Source organism: Streptomyces aureoversilis (assembly GCF_042657885.1).
GTDB classification, from domain to species: domain Bacteria; phylum Actinomycetota; class Actinomycetes; order Streptomycetales; family Streptomycetaceae; genus Streptomyces; species Streptomyces aureoversilis.
Genome location: NZ_JBHSKJ010000020.1, coordinates 44,911 through 62,287, shown reverse-complemented (window position 1 = coordinate 62,287; position 17,377 = coordinate 44,911). Strand labels below are relative to the sequence as shown.

Annotated in this window: 13 protein-coding genes; 4 read left to right on the top strand and 9 right to left on the bottom strand. The window is 73.1% G+C overall.

What is annotated here, in order from left to right; translation table 11 throughout:
• Nucleotides 1-8: 8 nt before the first annotated feature.
• From ACFPP6_RS28745 to ACFPP6_RS28735, 3 genes are all read right to left on the bottom strand, one after another.
• Nucleotides 9-416 carry a hypothetical protein gene (locus ACFPP6_RS28745; RefSeq protein ID WP_382048347.1) on the bottom strand — a complete coding sequence of 136 codons (408 nt, stop codon included), beginning with the start codon at nucleotides 414-416 and terminating at the stop codon, nucleotides 9-11.
• 288 nt (nucleotides 417-704) lie between these two features.
• Nucleotides 705-2,090, bottom strand: a complete 1,386-nt coding sequence (locus tag ACFPP6_RS28740) for an outer membrane protein assembly factor BamB family protein (protein ID WP_382048345.1) — start codon at nucleotides 2,088-2,090, stop codon at nucleotides 705-707.
• 505 nt (nucleotides 2,091-2,595) lie between these two features.
• The gene (locus ACFPP6_RS28735) at nucleotides 2,596-3,318 is read right to left on the bottom strand and encodes a GGDEF domain-containing protein (protein WP_382048342.1); all 723 of its coding nucleotides are present in this window, start codon (nucleotides 3,316-3,318) and stop codon (nucleotides 2,596-2,598) included.
• A 266-nt stretch (nucleotides 3,319-3,584) separates the two neighbouring features.
• Here ACFPP6_RS28735 and ACFPP6_RS28730 point away from each other — a divergent pair, with 266 nt between their 5' ends.
• Nucleotides 3,585-4,049 carry a DUF779 domain-containing protein gene (locus tag ACFPP6_RS28730; RefSeq protein WP_382048339.1) on the top strand — a complete coding sequence of 155 codons (465 nt, stop codon included), beginning with the start codon at nucleotides 3,585-3,587 and terminating at the stop codon, nucleotides 4,047-4,049.
• A gap of 103 nt (nucleotides 4,050-4,152) precedes the next feature.
• On the opposite strand, the gene ACFPP6_RS28725 is transcribed toward ACFPP6_RS28730, so the two are convergent.
• From ACFPP6_RS28725 to ACFPP6_RS28710, 4 genes are all read right to left on the bottom strand, one after another.
• Complete coding sequence (locus ACFPP6_RS28725) at nucleotides 4,153-6,324, bottom strand: putative bifunctional diguanylate cyclase/phosphodiesterase (protein ID WP_382048336.1); 2,172 nt, start codon at nucleotides 6,322-6,324, stop codon at nucleotides 4,153-4,155.
• Between the two features lie 593 nt (nucleotides 6,325-6,917).
• Nucleotides 6,918-7,742: an SAM-dependent methyltransferase gene (locus ACFPP6_RS28720; protein WP_382048333.1), complete on the bottom strand. Its 825-nt coding sequence runs from the start codon at nucleotides 7,740-7,742 to the stop codon at nucleotides 6,918-6,920.
• A gap of 266 nt (nucleotides 7,743-8,008) precedes the next feature.
• The gene (locus tag ACFPP6_RS28715) at nucleotides 8,009-8,698 is read right to left on the bottom strand and encodes a GNAT family N-acetyltransferase (protein ID WP_382048330.1); all 690 of its coding nucleotides are present in this window, start codon (nucleotides 8,696-8,698) and stop codon (nucleotides 8,009-8,011) included.
• Nucleotides 8,699-8,770: 72 nt separating this feature from the next.
• A complete protein-coding gene (locus ACFPP6_RS28710; protein ID WP_382048327.1) occupies nucleotides 8,771-10,228 on the bottom strand; it encodes a peptidase C39 family protein in 1,458 nt (485 codons plus the stop codon).
• A 341-nt stretch (nucleotides 10,229-10,569) separates the two neighbouring features.
• On the opposite strand from ACFPP6_RS28710, the gene ACFPP6_RS28705 reads away from it, so the two are divergent.
• Nucleotides 10,570-11,196, top strand: a complete 627-nt coding sequence (locus tag ACFPP6_RS28705) for a uridine kinase family protein (RefSeq protein ID WP_382048324.1) — start codon at nucleotides 10,570-10,572, stop codon at nucleotides 11,194-11,196.
• A 471-nt stretch (nucleotides 11,197-11,667) separates the two neighbouring features.
• Nucleotides 11,668-13,602 (top strand): AAA family ATPase, encoded by a 1,935-nt coding sequence (locus ACFPP6_RS28700; protein WP_382048321.1) that lies wholly within the window; start codon nucleotides 11,668-11,670, stop codon nucleotides 13,600-13,602.
• Between the two features lie 46 nt (nucleotides 13,603-13,648).
• Here the strand turns inward: ACFPP6_RS28700 and ACFPP6_RS28695 are convergent, their stop codons facing one another.
• Nucleotides 13,649-15,058, bottom strand: coding sequence for a uracil-xanthine permease family protein (locus ACFPP6_RS28695; protein WP_382048318.1), 1,410 nt, complete (start codon nucleotides 15,056-15,058; stop codon nucleotides 13,649-13,651).
• Between the two features lie 340 nt (nucleotides 15,059-15,398).
• Between ACFPP6_RS28695 and ACFPP6_RS28690 the strand changes: the two genes are divergently transcribed.
• Complete coding sequence (locus ACFPP6_RS28690; protein WP_382048316.1) at nucleotides 15,399-15,908, top strand: hypothetical protein; 510 nt, start codon at nucleotides 15,399-15,401, stop codon at nucleotides 15,906-15,908.
• Between the two features lie 141 nt (nucleotides 15,909-16,049).
• On the opposite strand, the gene ACFPP6_RS28685 is transcribed toward ACFPP6_RS28690, so the two are convergent.
• Complete coding sequence (locus ACFPP6_RS28685) at nucleotides 16,050-17,309, bottom strand: MFS transporter (RefSeq protein ID WP_382048314.1); 1,260 nt, start codon at nucleotides 17,307-17,309, stop codon at nucleotides 16,050-16,052.
• Nucleotides 17,310-17,377: the final 68 nt, after the last annotated feature.

Sequence of the window (17,377 nt, the reverse complement as noted above, 5' to 3'; positions counted from 1 at the left end):
GGTGGGTGTTACCAGCTGCCGCCCCAGACGGCTCGGGTGCCTACGGGGCAGGTCAGGCGGAAGTCCCACTGGCCCGAGAAGGTCTCCGGGAAGAAGTGGCGGCCGTCCGTGCAGTCCACGTACACGTGGTACGAGGTGCCGTTGCACGTCATGAAGAAGTTGCGGCCCCCGTCCGTGCGGCCGTTCCAGCAGTTCGCGGCCAGTTCACGCTCGGTGGAGCTCGAGGCGCGCTGAACCGGGGTGTTCGCCGAGATCGGGGCCAGCCCGGCGGTGCTGGTCTTGCTCTGACCGTCGGAGCTGGTCGCCTGGGCTTCGGCGGTGTTGGGCACCGGGTCGGCGCCGGCTGGTGCGGCGAGGCCGGCGATCGCGGTGACGGCGATCGCTGCGGCCACTGCGGCGTTCCTCAGGAACGTCACGTTCTCCTCCGAGTGGTGGATGTTGCAGTAGGTACGGGATCTTTCCCGGCCTTTCGGTGACATCCTGGATGATTGCCGCCTCTGGGGGGAGTTGGTCCCAGTTCGGGGGCGTGCGGGAAGAAACGTCACCAACAGGGCATGTGTGCTCAGATGGTTGCCGTGCGCTCCCGCGAACGTGTGGTCAGCATCGGTGCGTTGTTCCATCGGAGGAGGTACGACGCCGATCCGCGTCAGGCACTTCGGCTCCGGGGAGGCCCGCATCGCTGCGCGTGCGGGCCTCCCCCAACCTCAGTTGTCGGTGCCCGGTAGGGCCATCAGGGACTTCAGGCGGCGTTCGGACTCGGTGGCCTTGTTTTCCGAGACGTAACCCGCTGAGAGGTAGAGGAACTTGCCGTGGGCGAGCGGGTAGGGGTCGGAGCCTGTCCAGGCCTTGGTGGGGGTGGGGCGGTAGGTGCGGACGGTCTTGCGGGAGCCCGTCGACGGGTCGAAGCGGACCAGGGTGGAAGGGTCGTGGATGTTGCCCGCCGAGTAGGCAAGGATGTCGTCGGTGTCCGACGTCGCCACCAGGTGGTACGTCTGGAGGTAACCCGTCGCGCGCTGGTCCCACAGGCGCTTTCCGGTCGTCAGGGACCAGGCGGACAGCTGGTTGTTGTCTTCGGAGTTCTTGTCGCCACCGTCACCGTCACCGTCCGACGCCATCACCAGCTTGTCGCCCGTGATCCGGACGTCCGTGGCCGGGGCGCTGCCGTCGCCGCGGCTGAGGCCGTAGCGGCGCTTGGGGGCGCCTTCGAGGCGGGTGCGGAGTTTGCCGTTGTCGTCGAGGACGCTCACGCGCGCGCGGCCCTCGTAGGGCCGGTCGGGGTCGTCGACGACGATCGGGGACGTCGCGAGGACCTGTCCCTGCCCACCGTATTCGCCGAGGCGGTACTTCCACGTCGCGTGGCCGGTGGCCGGGTCGACCGCGGCGAGGTACGTGCCCGGGTCCTTGCTGCCGAGGATGCAGTGCTGGATGCGCACGAGCTGCTTGCCTCCCGTGTAACCGTCGCCCCGGCAGGTGTCCTTGGCCTCGTCGTCCTCGTACAGGCCCTTGTCGTCGTCCTTCCACAGCTGCTTGCCGTCGCTCACCCGGTACGCCGTGGTGACGTGGTCGTCCGCGGAGACGACCACCACGTCGCCGCTGCGGGCGATCCGGGGGCCGCCGGAAGGAGCCCACTCGTCGGAGTCGGTGGAGTGCTCCCACAATGTCTTGCCCGACGTCAGGTCGACGGCGTAGAAGGTGTGGCACGCCCGCCCGGCGCCGCGGGCGAGGATCGCGATGCCCGCCGTGGAGTCCGCAGACGCCTGGCACATGACGCTGCCCGAACCGGGGGTGGGGGCCTCCCACCGCTGTTTGCCGGTCTTCGGGTCCAGGCCCACGACGCGGTCCGGCAGGGCCTTGACCACGGTCTTGTCGGTGAACCACACGCCACGGATCATCCTGGGGTGATCGAGCCCCGACCTGGTGTACGGGAGGCTCCACGACACCGTCGCCCGGCTTCCGCCGGAGCCGCCCTTGCCGGATCCGTCCCTCGTTCCGTCACCCGGCAGCAGCATCCAGACGCCCGCTCCCAGCGCGACGACGAGGACCAGTCCTACGGCCACCGCCAGGGCGATCAGCCCCTTCCGCGGCGGCACTCTCGGTATGCCAGGTGTACCGGGTGTGCCGGGTGTACCGGGTATGCCTGGGGCGCCCGGTGCGTACATGGGCGGCGGGAACGGGCCTGTTCCGTAGGGTCCGCAGGGAGGGGCCGCCGCCCCGTAGGGAGGGGCCGCCGCCCCGTAGGGAGGGGCCGCTCCGTACGCCGGTGCCGCTCCGTACCCGGAGGCCGTTCCGTACGTCGGCCCCGCTCCGTACGCCGGTGCCGGTCCCGGCGCCGGCGGCGTCGACGGCGGCATCGGCGGCGGCATCGGCGGCGGCATCGGCGGTCGCTTCGCGTCCGGCGGCGCGATGACGAAGTCTTCCTCGCCGTTCTCGTTCAAGGGCTCGCCCATTCGGCCTCGAATCTCCTTCTCTCCCTCGTAAGGGACTAGTCATACCAAGTCGGATTCCCCGGCGGCCCGCCGGGCGGGGTGCGGGCGCCGGGTGCGGGTGAGGTGTACGGGGGTGAGGCGGTGTCAGGTACGGCGGTGACGGTCCCGGTTACGACGCGTTCCTGCGCATCGGTGCGAGCAGCGTCAGGTGGGCGCCGGAGCGGACACCCGCACGTACGCCCGAGCGGGTGCCGGAACGGGTGCCGGAAGGGGTGCCGGAACGGCCGTCGCGGCGGCCGTTGGTGGTGCTGTAGACGTCGACGGGGCCTGCGGGACGCCAGTGCTCGCCGAGTCGCTTGGCCGTGTACATCGCCTCGTCCGCGCCCCGGAGCAGGTCCGAGAGGGCGGCGCCGGGCCGGTGGCTGGTGCGGCAGATGCCTATGGAGGCACGCGGGGAGAGGGTGACGCTGCTGGTCTCCAGCGGCGCCGAGAGACGTGCGGAGAGGCTGTACGTCAGCTCGGAGTCCAGGTCGGCGTCCGGCGCGAGGCGCACCACGGCGGTGAACTCGTCGCCGCCCAGCCGCGCCGCGAAACCGCCCCGCTCCCGGCACCAGGCGGACAGCCGCCGCCCGACCGCCGCGATGACCTGGTCGCCGACGTCGTGCCCGTGCGTGTCGTTGATCTGCTTGAACCCGTTGAGGTCGAGCAGCAGGACGGCGGCGTGCGGCCGCTTCACCGCCCGCTGCGCCCGGCTGGTGAACTCCTCGCGGCACATGAGGCCGGTGAGCGGGTCGGTGCGGGCGGTGCGCAGGCGGCGGACGAGGAAGAGGGCGTGGGCGGCCCATCCGATGGTGGGGGCGGCGATCGGTAAGGCCTGGAGCACGAGGTTCATCGGACACCTTCCGGAACAGAGAGGTGGCCCGTCGCTTCCCTCGCCGTGGGCGACGTGAGTGCGCGTCGAGACGCGAGTACGCCGTCGCGGTGGGGCACGAGCGGGCCGGCGGGTGGATCCGGTCATGCTGGAGATCCCCCGTTTCCCCGGGCCCCGCCCGTGGCCCTCCCCACTCCGCACACCCCTGGCAGACCGGAGCCGATCGGGGCAGGCTGTGCACTCCGACGGAAACCCGATGGAAACCCTACGGACAAGGGAGATCAACGGTGAGTCCGCAAAAGACCGGCCGCCCCGGAGGCCGTCCGGAAGGCCGCCCCGACGCTCGCTCCGAAGGCCACCCCGACGGCCGCCCCGAAGCCCCCCTCTCGCGCGTCGCCCTCACCCCCGCCGCAGCCCGCCTCCTGCGCCTGCTGCGCGAGCGGCACGGCCCCCTGATGTTCCACCAGTCCGGCGGCTGCTGCGACGGCAGTTCGCCGATGTGCTACCCGGAGGGCGAGTTCCGTACGGGCGCCTCGGACGTCCTGCTCGCCGAGCTGACGGTGGAGGGCGTCGCGGAACGGGTCGGCTTCTGGATGTCCGCCGACCAGTTCGAGCGCTGGCGCCACACCCACCTCACCGTGGACGTGGTGCCCGGCCGCGGCAGCGGCTTCTCCCTCGAAGCTCCGGAAGGGCAGCGCTTCCTGCTGCGGTCACGGCTCCTGACGGATCACGAGGCTCAGCAGCTCGGCTGACGGAACGCCCATCCCAAAAGGCGTGCCCATCCCGAAGAAGCACGCCCATCCTGAAGAAGCACGCCGATCCCGAAGAGCACGCCCATCCCAAAAGGCACGCCCGTCACGACGCCGCGTCCACCAGCGACAGCGTGTGCAGCCGCTCCGGCGGGCCCGGCCGCGCGTAGTACCAGCCCTGGGCGGTGTCGCACCCCAGTATCCGCAGATGCTCCGCCTGCGTGCCCGTCTCCACCCCTTCGACCGTCACCGACAGGTCGAGGGTGTGGGCGAGCGAGACGATCCCCTCGACGATCTTCACGTCGACGGGGTCGGCCGGCGCGCACTGCATGCCGCGGGTGAAGGAACGGTCCAGCTTGAGCGTGCTGACGGGGAGTCTGCGCAGGTAGGAGAGGTTGGAGTAGCCGGTGCCGAAGTCGTCCAGGGCGATGTCCACGCCCAGGTCGGCGAGCTGGCGCAGCGGCCGCAGCTCCTCCTCGTCGGCGCCGATGAGGGCGTTCTCGGTGACCTCCAGGCACAGGGCCGACGGGTCCAGGCCGGAGCTGTCGAGGACGGCCACCGTGTCGGCGACCAGGGAGGGGTGGCGCAGCTGCGAGGGCGAGAGGTTGACGTTGACCCGCATCGGGCCCTCGCATGTGCCCTCGGCCCGCCAGGCGCGCGCCTGCCGTGCGGCTTCCTGCAGCACCCAGCGCCCCAGGGGCACGATCAGGCCGGTGCTCTCGGCGAGCGGGATGAACTGGTCCGGTCCCAGCACGCCGTGGACGGGGTGCAGCCAGCGCACGAGCGCCTCCGCGCCCCGCACCGTGCCGTCGTGCAGCCGGACGAGCGGCTGGTACTCGATGAAGAACTCGCCGTTGTCGAGCGCCGCCGGCAGGCAGTTGGTCAGGTCGTGCCGGGCGATGGCGCGGGCGTCGGAGTCCGCGTCGGCGAGCTCGTAGCGGTTCCCGCCCGCGGCCTTCGCGCGGTACATGGTGATGTCGGCGCTGCGCAGCACCTCCGCGGCGCCGCTCGCGCCGGACGCGCCGTCCACGATGCCGATGCTGGCCCGTACGGACAGGTCCCGGCCGTCCAGGCGTACGGGCTCGGCGAGCGCGGACAGCATCCGGCGGGCGAGGGCGGTCGCGTCCTCCTGCGCGGTGGGGCCGGTCAGCAGGGCCACGAACTCGTCGCCGCCGAGGCGGGCGACGAGCTCCGCGGGCTCCTCGGCGCACGAGCGCAGCCGCTCGGCCACGGCGACGAGCAGCCGGTCGCCCACGGCGTGGCCCAGGCTGTCGTTGACGGCCTTGAAGCCGTCGAGGTCGAGGTAGCAGACGCCGAAGCGGTCACCGCCGGGGGCGAGGGCCCGGTCGAGCCGCTCGAAGAACAGCGTGCGGTTGGGCAGGCCGGTGAGGGCGTCGTGCGTGGCCTCGTAGCGCAGCTGCTCGTGCAGCAGGCGGCGCTCGGTGATGTCCTCCAGGAGCGCGAGCTGGTACTGGGGGCGGCCGTGGGCGTCGCGCAGCAGGGCGACGGACAGGTCGGTCCACAGCACGCTGCCGTCGCCGCGGTAGTACGCCTTCTCGACGCGGTAGTAGTCGCGCTCGCCGCGGACGAGTTCGCTGTAGAGGCCCCAGACGTCGGGCGAGTCGTCGGGGTGGACCATCTCACCGACGTTCCGGCCGGTGACCTCGGCGGCGTTGGTGCCGAACATGCGGCTGAGCGCGTCGTTGACGTCCATGATGCGGCCGTCGACGTCCGCTATCCCGACGCCGATGGCGGCGCCCTCGAACACGGCGCGGAACCGCTCCTCGCTGGTGTGCAGCGCCCGCTCCGTCTCGGCCTGCGCGGCGAGGGCCGCGCGCGAGAGGGCCTCCTGCTCGGCGAGGGTCCGCTCGCGCAGGGCGCGGGCGAAGCCGGCGGCGACGGTGTGCTGCAGGCGCGAGCAGCGGGCGCGGCTCTCCTCGTCCGGCAGGTTCCGGTCCGGCGGGCAGTACAGGACGAGGTAGGAGTCGACCGCGCCCAGGATCAGCGACAGGGCGTCCGGGTCGGTGCAGTGCGCGCGGACGAGCGCGACGCCGACCTCGGCCGCGGGCTCGGGGTCGAAGGGCTGTGAGCGGAGCGCCGTACGGAGGATGGCGGCGAGCGGGACGAGGTAGTCCTCGAACTCGGCGCGGGTCATGGAGGTGGCCGTCGCGGGGTAGACGGCCCGGCTCCAGACGGCGGCGAAGCGACGGAGGGCGTCCTGCCCGGAGGGCAGAGGCTCAGTGGGCTCAGTGGGCTCTGTGGGTGTCCGACCGGTCACGGGCTCGATGGGCGCCTGACCGGTTACGGGGACGAAGGGCGTCCGGCCGGGCGCGAAGTGGGCACTTCCGGAAGGCGTCTGCCCGGAAAAGGGGCGGGCGGAAGGCATCCGGCCGCACGCCCGTCCGGAAGTCTCCGGGGCGGTTCCTTCCCCGCCGAGGCCCGGGTCTCCCCCGCCCGGCCCTCGTACGTCGCGGTCCATCTGGGCGTGGGCATTGCGTGCCCACGAACCGTCCGGACCACCTGCGCCGTCCACCCCCGGCGCGCCCTCCGGCATCACGCCCGGGTCGCGGTCGCCGTCCCGGCCGCCGGACCCGTCCCGGCCGCCGGACCCGTCGCCATCCCGCCCGCAACGGCCCGCCACCCTGCCCGCGGCCGCCGTGTCCAGTGGCGACAACGCCCCGCTCCCGATACCCACCCCGACCTCGGTTCCGCTTCCGCTTTCGATTCCGTTTCTGATTCCGCTTGCGCCCTCGGTCCCGGCCTCGATCCCCCTGCGAGGCCTTGTGACTTCTGCCCCGGCAGGGCCACCGGTAACCGGCCCTGCCGTTCCGTCTCCGGATCCGCTCGGCTTCTCGCCGCGCGGCTTACGGGTCATGGCTTGCGCCCCACGCCCGCGAAGCCGACATACATGGCGGGGTCGTCGTCGGCTCCGTCGGCGCTCTCCACGGGGTCGGGCCGCCAGTCCGGCATGGCCACGAGTCCCGGCTCGACCATCTCGAAGCCGTCGAAGAAGCGCGCCACTTCCGGGCGCGAGCGCATCAGCAGCGGCGAGCCCACGTTGCGGTAGACGCCCGACACTCCCTGCCCCTCCTCCGGCTTGATCGGACCGGTTTCGGTCGTCGCATGCGTGAGGACGAGCAGGCTCCCCGGCGCGAGCGCGTCGCGCAGCTCGGCCACCGCCGCCCACGGGTCGTCCTGGTCCTCCACGAAGTGGAGGACGGCCACGAGCAGCAGTGCGACCGGCCGGTCCAGGTCGAGGAGCCTGCCGACCTCGTCACTGGTCAGGATGTCATGGGGCTTGCGGAGGTCCGCGGGCAGGACGGCGGAGCGCGGGTCGCCCTCCAGGACGGCCCGGCCGTGGGCGACGGCGACGGGGTCGTGATCGACGTAGACCACGTGCGAGCGCGGGTCCGCCGCCTGGGCTATCTCGTGGACGTTGCCGAAGGTCGGGATGCCCGAGCCGATGTCGAGGAACTGGGTGACGCCCTCGCCGACGGCGTGGCGCACGGCGCGCCGCATGAAGGCCCGGTTCGCCTGCATGATCTTCGGCAGCCCGGGAAAGGCCTCCATGGCCCGCCGGCCGGCCTCCCGGTCGACCTCGAAGTTGTGCGAGCCGCCCAGGTAGTAGTCGTAGATCCGGGACACGCTCGGCACGGACAGGTCGATGCCCTGGGGGGCCCAGGTGGGACGCTCCATCAGTCTCTTGCTCCAGCTCGTCTCGGGGACATGTGAGCAGAGGCTACTGATCGTTCGTTCGAATGGAAGCGGCAAGCGGAAATCGGCGATCCGCATTGAGCTGTCATTCACCCTCGTCCGCACGGCGTCGATCATGCCAATAGCCGATCATGCCAACAAATGACCCGGAGGGGAAATATGTCCGGATGCCGTCCCGGGAAGCCCTGGTAGCGCTCCGGCGCGGGCCGCCCCGCAGCACTCCCGGGAGGGCCCGCACCGACGCCACGTCAGCCCCGCGCCTCCCGCGGCTCCCGCCACATCGGCCACATCCGCGGCCCGCCGTCCGGCAGGTCGATGGGCGTACCGGTGAGGACGAAGCCGAGGCGCTCGTACAGCCCCCTGCTCCGGGCGCTGCTCGCCTCCAGGTAGGCGGGCATGCCCTCCTCGTCGCACCGGTCGAGGACGGTCGTCAGCAGCGCCCTGCCCCGGCCCTCGCTGCGCCGGCCGGGAGCGGCGACGATGGTCGGCAGGTAGTAGTGCGCGCGGTCGCCGGGGTGGGCGGCCTCCGTCAGCTCGGCGACGATCCGGGCGCGGTCGTTCTCGGGATCCGCCATCGCCAGCAGCTCGCTGATCTCGTCGTCACCTCCACCGCCCCCATCGGCATCACTGGCCTCACCGGCACCTTCCGCCTGCACCGGTATCCACAGCGCCGCCGCCGACAGGTCGTCCATCACGTCGACCCACCCGTCGCGCAGCGCCGCGTCCAGGAACACCCCGAAGAACCCGGGGTGGACGGCGCGGCGGTGCGCCTCGTCGGGAAAGACCCAGCCGCTGACGGGGTCCTCCATGAAGGACTCCCCCAGCAGCAGGCTGATCGCGTCCCGCTCCTCCGGCCGGGCCCGGCGGATCTCCGGGGGGACGGAGTCGGTGGAGGTGGTGTCGGAGACGGCGGCAGCGGCTCTCTGATGCACAGTCATGGTTCCTTCCGTACGACGTACGACGCACACGTCTGTCCGCGCCCGATCGTACGGAGGTGCCGCCTCCGCCCGTCAGCGGATCCCCAGCTCCCGCAGCACCCGCCGCTGCCGCTCCTCCGGCTGCACGGGGAAGTAGAGGTAGCAGACGCCGCCGGAACCGCTCCTGACCTGCCCCTGAGCGTTGTAGCGCTTGGTCCTGAGCCAGATGTTCTCGAACTGGCGGCGCTTGTAGACCCGCCGGACCGCCGCATTCGTCGGGCTCGCCGGGTCGTTGGCGACCACGTCGCCCTGCCGGGTGAATCCCACGACGCACATCAGGTGGCCGGCCGTGCCGTAGCCCGCCCCGTCGAGTTCGGAGGCGAGGAAGGACTGGGAGGTGATGACGGGGATCCGCGCGCGGATCAGCTTCTCGGCGTCGCCGAGCGAGCGCAGCCGGGTGACCACCGCCTGCACGTCGCGGTACGTCGCCGCGTAGGCCGCATTGAAGGGCCAGTTGCCGCACCCCTTGTACTGGTAGTCGTAGGTGAAGCGGGCGGCGTGGCAGACCTGGGGGTCGGCGTAGTCGGGGTTGACCCACGCGAGCTCCTCGGCGGTGGGCACCCGGCCCCAGTGCGCGAGGACCATCTGCGAGGAGGTCGGGCTGCACCAGGCCTCCCCGCCGTTGTCGTACTCCGGGTACTGCCCTTTGTGGATCTCCTGCGAGTAGCGCGGCACGCGCAGTTCGTGTCCCGCGCCGCTCCCCGGCGCGGAGGCGGGCACGGTGAACCGGTCGGGGACGTCCGAGCCCATCGCGCCGAGCCGCCACACGGTGGGCGTGAGGCGGCTGCCGGCCCTGCGGCAGAGGGTCAGGCGCAGTTCGTACGAGGCGATGCGCAGGCCCGAGGCCGGGTCGTCGACGGCGAGGGTGTCGGTGGAGACGTTGCTGCGGCCGTCGCCCTGGCCGTCGACGGACGTGCGGCGGATGTCGCCGGGGCCGTCTCCGGCCGTCCAGCGGCCCATGACGTACCAGGGGGTCCGGGTGCGGTCGGTGTAGGTGCCGCGCACCTCCGTCTGGATCCAGGTGCCGGCGGGCGCGTGGGCGTTCCAGGAGGCGATGACCTCGCTCGCGGGGACGGGAGGGGTACGGACCGGTGCGGTCCAGGTGGCGTACTCCCACGAGGCCTTGGTGCCGGTGTGCGGGTCGGTGTACTCCAGCGTGCCTGCCGGCCGGTCGAGGACCAGGCCGTCGCGCCGCCCGGTACGGACGCGGGTGCCGTCGGCGGTGCCGCGGCGCCAGTCGTCGGCGGAGGTCCAGGCGTAGTAGTCGACGGCTGCGCTCCCGGGGACGGAGGAAGAGGAGGGGGACACGGGGTCGGAGGAGCCGGACGATCCCGGCGAGCCGGATCCGGGTGGCCCCGAGGACGTCCCGGGCGAGGCCTGTGAGGAGGCCTCCGAGGACGCGGCCGGGAGGGACGCGGCCGCCGCGGCGCCCAGGGCGGCGGCGAGCACGGTACGGCGCGGGGTGGGTCTGCTGGGCATGCTGCTGGACATGGCGCTGGTCCCCCAGTCGTCTGCGGTGTGCGGATGGAAGTACTGGTGTGCGGATGGAAGTGCGGGTGCACTGCGCATGAGGCGCACGCACGGACTCCGCGCGCCGGTGCGCCACTGATTCCCCGTCACGCCGCCCCCGATACCGGCAGGACGAGAGAAGGACCGTCACGGCCGTCACCGCCAACCCCGACCGTCACGGCCGTCACCACCGACCCCGACCGCCACGACCGCCACCGCCAACCCCGACCGCCATAAGCGCCACGACCACCCCGACCGTCAATCCCACGCCACCCACCCCCACCATCGAGTGATCCACCCCGCCCTCCCCCTAGGCTGGTCCGGTGAATGCTCCGCTCCGCAACGGCCCGGCCTCCTTCGACGAGCTCGCCCCCTGGCTGCTGGCGCAGCCCCCGTCCCTCGGCCCCGTCCGCCTGGTGGCCGTCGACGGGCACGCGGGATCCGGGAAGACCACCTTCAGCGGACGGCTCGCGGCGGCGCTCGGCGGCGCGCCCGTACTGCATCTGGATGATCTCGCGACGCACGAGGAGCTGTTCGAGTGGACCGGGCGGCTGCGCGAGCAGGTGCTCGATCCCCTCGGCCGCGGGGAGACGGCGCGCTTCCGCCCCTACGACTGGGTGGCCCGCCGGTTCGCCGGCGAGCGGGAGATCGCGCCGGAGCCGGTGGTGCTGGTGGAGGGCGTCGGCGCGGGACGCCGCGCGCTGCGGCCCCACCTCGCGTGCCTGCTGTGGATGGAGTTGCCGCATGAGCACTCCTGGGAAAGGGGTCAACTCCGTGACGGCGCAGAGCTGTCCGATTTCTGGGACGGCTGGATGCGGGCGGAGCGCGGGCATTTCGCCGCCGACCCGACGCGCCCGTACGCAGAACTGCTGATTCTCCAGCGCGGAGGGGGGTACGAGGTGCTGCCGGGGCCGCACAAAACGACCACAACCCCGCACAGACGAACCTGATCATCACGCTCCGTGAGCAACGCCGGGCGGTCCGCCGGGTCTCGCGGTCCGATCCCCGCCGACTGCGCCAACTCCGCTTGACCGACGGGGCGTACAGGACTTACGTTCTCATTGTGCGGCCGGTCGAGGCCGCCAGCGGACGCGAAGCCCCCGGTTGTTCCCCCGTGATCGGGGGCTTCGTACCACTCCGTATTCTCCTTTTGGGCACTTTGCCCCGCCGGCCTCCTCACCCTGGGTGACCATCCCCCGGGGCGGTCCGATGACCGCCGGGGATCGCTTTTCCGCCGCGAAGGGCGGTGCGGCACCCTTCGGCCCGGGCCAACGGCGCAGGTACGATGCGACTCGGTGCCCCTATCGGCGGGTGCACCGGCACACACTGGTCAACTCCCGTCCACAGCACAGCGGTTCGGCAAGGCGCGCCTGGCACTCGCCGGGCAGCACGCTACGGGGGCACGGTTTGTGGGGGACGTGATGGATTTCGGCATGCAGGGCCCACCCGCCCCGGCCGATCTCGCCTGGCTGCGCGCCGTCGACGCCTACACCATGGGCGCGTACGCACAGGCCGAGGAGGAGTTCCGGGCGGCGGTCCGGGTGGACCCCGGCATGGCCGACGCGTGGCTGGGCCTGCACGCGCTGCGTGCGGACACCACCACCGCGCTGCTGCGCATGTACCGCCACCGGGACCGGTTCGGCGAGCAGCGCACGCGCCACCGGCGCACCCTCAATTCCTGGTACTGGCTGGGCTGGTGGGTCCAGCCCGTCCTGGAGACCGGCCGGGACCTGCTGCTCGCGCACGCCTCGCACTGGCTCGACGGCCGGCACGTCCCCGAGCTGGACCGGGCCCTGGCCGGCTGCCCGCCCGTCGAGACCGACCCCCAGGCCCGCTTCCTGCACGCCTGCCGCGCCTACCTCGTCAAGGACTGGGAGCAGCTGGTCCGGCACACCGAGCCACTGCTGGACGATCCCCTGCTCGGCATCGAGGCCGGGCTGTTCGGCGGCATGGCGCGGGTGCGGCTGGAGATGTACGGGCAGGCCGAGCCGCTGCTGGCCTCGGCGCTGATGCGCTGCCGCAGCGAGCAGCCCCAGCGCAAGGAGCTGCGCTACTGGCTCGCGCGCGCCCACGAGGGCACCGGCCGCAGCGCCGCCGCGCTCCCCCTGTACCGGGCCGTGCACCGCGTCGACCCGTCCTTCATGGACACCTCGGCCCGGCTCACCGCCATCGCCGACGGCGACGGCCTGGACGACGGCCTGGACCTCTCCCCGGTGCCGCTCGGCGGGCCCGGCGAGGAGCCGGCCGGGCCGGTCCCGCCCGCCCCCTCCGCCGACGCACCCGCCGATGCGCCCGCCGCCGTCCCGGACACCCTCGACGGCCGGGACGTGCTGACGGGCACGGACCCCGAGCCCGCCGGCACCCTGCAGACGGACGCCGGACCCGACGACGTACGCCGCAAGGCCCGCGTCCCCGCCCAGCCCACCGGCAAGCCGCTGCCGGGCCCCTCCGACCCGGTCCTGCTGGCCAAGGCCCTCGCGGAGCTGGAGCGGATGGTCGGCCTGGAGCCCGTCAAACGGCAGGTGCGGGCGCTCTCCGCCCAGCTGCACATGGCCCGGCTGCGGGCCGGTCAGGGGCTGCCGGTGCAGCCGCCCAAGCGCCACTTCGTCTTCTCCGGCCCCTCGGGCACCGGCAAGACCACCGTCGCCCGGATCCTCGGCCGGGTCTTCTACGCCCTCGGGCTGCTCGGCGGCGACCACCTGGTCGAGGCCCAGCGCGCCGACCTGGTCGGCGAGTTCCTGGGCCAGACGGCCGTGAAGGCCAACGAGCTGATCGACTCCGCGCTCGGCGGGGTGCTCTTCGTGGACGAGGCGTACAGCCTCTCCAACTCCGGCTACTCCAAGGGCGACGCCTACGGGGACGAGGCCCTGCAGGTGCTGCTCAAGCGCGCGGAGGACAACCGCGACCGGCTCGTGGTGATCCTCGCCGGCTACCCCGAGGGCATGGACCGGCTGCTGGCCACCAACCCCGGCCTCGGCTCCCGCTTCACCACACGCGTCGACTTCCCCAGCTACCGCCCCTCCGAACTCACCAGCATCGGCGAGGTGCTGGCCGCCGAAAACGGCGACGGCTGGGACGAGGAGGCCCTGGAGGAGCTGCGCAGCATCAGCGCGCACGTCGTCGCCCAGGGCTGGATCGACGAGCTGGGCAACGGCCGCTTCCTGCGCACCCTGTACGAGAAGAGCTGCGCGTACCGCGACCTGCGGCTGTCCGGCTACCCGGGCACCCCGACCCGCGACGACCTGGCCACGCTGCGCCTGCCGGACCTGATGCAGGCCTACGGGGAGGTGCTGTCGGGGCCCGGCTGGGGCGCCCGGCGCGACGGCTCCCGCGATCCGCAGGACCCGGCGCCGTAGCGGCTTCGGCCGCCCCCGCCTTCCGCCGGACCCTCGCCGCTGCGGCTTACCCCGCGTCCTTCTCCCCCGCGGCAGCGGACTCCGCCTCGGCGTCGTAGCTGCTCGTCCCCTCGTCCAGCAGGGGCTCCTGCGTCTTGAGGTGGGCGGGGGCCAGGGCGCGCAGGACGTGGTAGCCGGAGAGGACCACGATCGTGCCCAGGGCGATGCCGCTGAGCTCGAAGTTCTCGCTGATCTTCAGGCTGACGCCGCCGATGCCGATGATGACGCCCGCGGCGACGGGCACCAGGTTCAGCGGGTTGCGCAGGTCGACCTTGTTGTGGACCCAGATCTGCGCGCCGAGCAGGCCGATCATGCCGTAGAGGATGACGGTGATGCCGCCCAGCACGCCCCCGGGGATCGCGGCGACGACGGCGCCGAACTTCGGGCAGATGCCGAAGAGGAGGGCGAAGCCGGCCGCGGCCCAGTAGGCGGCGGTGGAGTAGACGCGGGTGGCCGCCATCACGCCGATGTTCTCGGAGTACGTGGTGTTGGCGGGGCCGCCGACGGCGGTGGAGAGCATCGTCGCCACGCCGTCCGCGGAGATCGCGGTGCCCAGCTGGTCGTCCAGCCGGTCGCCGGTCATCTCGCCGACGGCCTTGACGTGGCCCGCGTTCTCGGCGATCAGCGCGATGACGACCGGCAGCGCCACCAGGGCCGCGGACCAGCCGAAGCTCGGGGCATGCAGCGACGGCAGGCCGATCCAGTCGGCCTTGGAGACCGCGGAGAGGTCCAGGCGCCAGTGGTCGACGGCCTCGGGGCCGCCGTTCACCGAGTGGATCTTGCCGAAGAGGCGGTCGAAGAGCCAGGAGATCGCGTAGCCGAAGACCAGGCCGAGAAAGATCGCGACGCGCGACCAGAAGCCGCGCAGGCACACCACGGCGAGGCCGGTGAAGAGCATGGTCAGCAGCGCCGTCCACTGGTCCTGCGGCCAGTAGGTGCGGGCCGTGACGGGCGCCAGGTTGAAGCCGATCAGCATGACCACGGCGCCGGTGACCACCGGCGGCATCGCCGCGTGGATGATCTTCGCGCCGAACTTCTGTACGACCAGACCGCTCAGCAGGAGCGCCGCACCCACCACGAAGATCGCGCCGGTGACGGCCGCGCTGCCGCCGCCCTGCGCGCGGATGATCGCGGCGACGCCGACGAAGGACAGGCTGCACCCCAGATAACTGGGCACCCGGCCGCGCGTCGCGAGGAGGAACAGGACGGTGGCGACGCCCGACATCATGATCGCGAGGTTGGGGTCCAGGCCCATGAGGACCGGAGCCACGAAGGACGCGCCGAACATGGCGACCACGTGCTGCGCGCCGAGGCCGGCGGTCCGCGGCCACGAGAGCCGCTCGTCGGGCCGGACGACGGCCCCAGGGGCGGGGGTGCGCCCGTCACCGTGCAGGGTCCAGCGCACGCCGAGGCCCATGGAAGCTCCCGAAGGTCATGTGAGGGGGGTGATGATCCGGTTCATGCTAAGCCGGGCCGGACGGTGCTCCGGCCCACCCGGCCCCGCCCGCGGCCCCGCCGCCGAGCCTCCGCGCCCTCGCCCGCCGCCGAGCCCCGGGCCCGCCGCCGCCCGCTCCCGCGCGTCCGCCGCTCCCCCGGCCCGTCCGCCGGTCCTCCGACCCGTCCTCCACCGCGGGGATTTGCTGCAACCGGCGCAATCAGTCGCCCGTAGGACTGTATGACCGTCCTCCCATGATGTTCTCCGCTCTACGCACGGTATCGGTGCCATTGTCCGATTCCTGCAACTCAGGAGAAAACACATGCGTAAGCTCGCCGGCCGCGCCGCGGCCGCTGCCATCATCGCCGCAGTCGCCATCGTTCCGGCCGCCGGAGTGGCCCAGGCCGCCCCCGCCACGCCGGCTGTCGCCTTCCACGACGACGACCACGACCGTGACGGCCGCGACCACGGACGTGACCACGGCCGGGACCACGGCCGCGACCACGACAACGGCCGCGACAACCACCACAACGGCGGCTGGGGCGGCCACCACGACCACAACGGCTGGAACGGCGGCCACCACAACCACAACGGCTGGAACGGCGGCCACCACAACCACAACGGCTGGGGTGGCGGCCACCACCGCGACCACGACGACTGCGACCACGGCTGGGGCTGGGACGACTGGGGCTGGGGCGGCTGGGGCGGCGGCCACCACCGCGGCGGCCACGGCGGCTGGGACGACGACTGCCACCGCAGCTGCGGCGGCCACCACCACGGTGGCTGGGGCGGCTGGGGCGGCGGCTGGGGCATCCTCGGCGGCATCTTCTAGTCACACCTGTTCCTCGGCACCACGGCGCGGGCCGTGGCGACGGACCTCACCGGCCCGCCGCCCGGCCCGTCCGGGATTTCCCTCCGGCCCCGGGGTCCGGAGCCCCGCGACCCGGGGCTCCGGACCCCGGGGCCGGATCGTTCACCCGGCCTTCGACCGCTCCCCCGGCGCCTTCCCCTGCTCCTTCCCCTGCTCCGTCCCCTGCTCCGCCGTGCGCTCCGGATCCCGGGCCCGCAGCACGCCCGCCCCGGCCACCAGCCCCGCCGCCAGGACGGTGACCAGGCCGAACGACGTCACCAGCGAACTGGCGTCCGCGATCTGGCCGATGGCGGCCGGGGCCACGAGCCCCGAGGTGTAGGTGATCGTCGCGACGCCCGCGATCGACTGGCTCGGCGCGGGCCCGCTGCGCCCCGCCGCCGCGAAGGCCAGCGGGACCACCACGGCGATGCCCACGCCGATCAGCGCGAACCCGGCGATGGCGGACGGCGCGCCCGGGGCCGTCACCACCAGCACCCCGCCGCCCGTGGCCAGCACCCCGCTCGCCCGCACGGTCCGCACGGGTCCGAAGCGCCGCACGACCGGGTCCCCGGCGAACCGGGCGAGGGCCATCGTGCAGGAGAACGCCGTGGTGCAGGCGGCGGCGACGCCGGGGCCGGAGCCGATCACGTCCCGGAGGTAGACCGCCGACCAGTCCAGGCTCGCGCCCTCGGCGAAGACCGCGCAGAAGCCCACCGCGCCGATGACGAGCGCCGACCGGGGCGGCAGGGCGAACCGGGGCGGCGGGTGCTCGTCGGCGGCGGTGCGCAGGTCGAGCACCCAGTGGCAGGCCGCCGCGCCGAGCACGGCCAGCACGGCGGCCGCGACGCCCAGGTGGACCCGGGCGTCGAGGTCGGCGTGGGCCGCGGCCGCACCGGCCGCCGACCCCGCGAGCGCTCCCGCGCTCCACATCCCGTGCAGGCCCGACATGATCGAGCGGCCCAGCCGCTCCTCGGTCTCCACGCCGAGCGCGTTCATGGCGACGTCCGCCATGCCGGACGTCGCCCCGTAGACGGCCAGCGCCCCGCAGAGCGCGAGCAGCCCCGGCGAGAGCGCGGGCAGGGCCACGGAGGCGCACCACAGGGCGATCAGGGCGCGCAGCGCGGCCCGGGAGCCGAAGCGGTGGCTGATCCGTCCCGCGAGCGGCATGGCGCACGAGGAGCCGATGGCGGGGAGGACGAGCGCGAGGCCCAGCTCGCCGGAGCCGAGGTCCAAGTGGCTCTGGATCCAGGGGATGCGGGTGGCGAAGCTGCCGGTGACCGCTCCGTGCACGGCGAACACCGCGGCCACGGCGAACCGTGCGCGGCGCAGCCTGCCGTCGGTGCGGTCCCGGGTCCCGCCGCCGGTCCGGTCTCTCGCGTCCATGGCGCCTCATCCTCCCGGACGGGGCCCGCGCGGGTCGACCCCGCCACGGGCCCCGGATGCGGACCGGG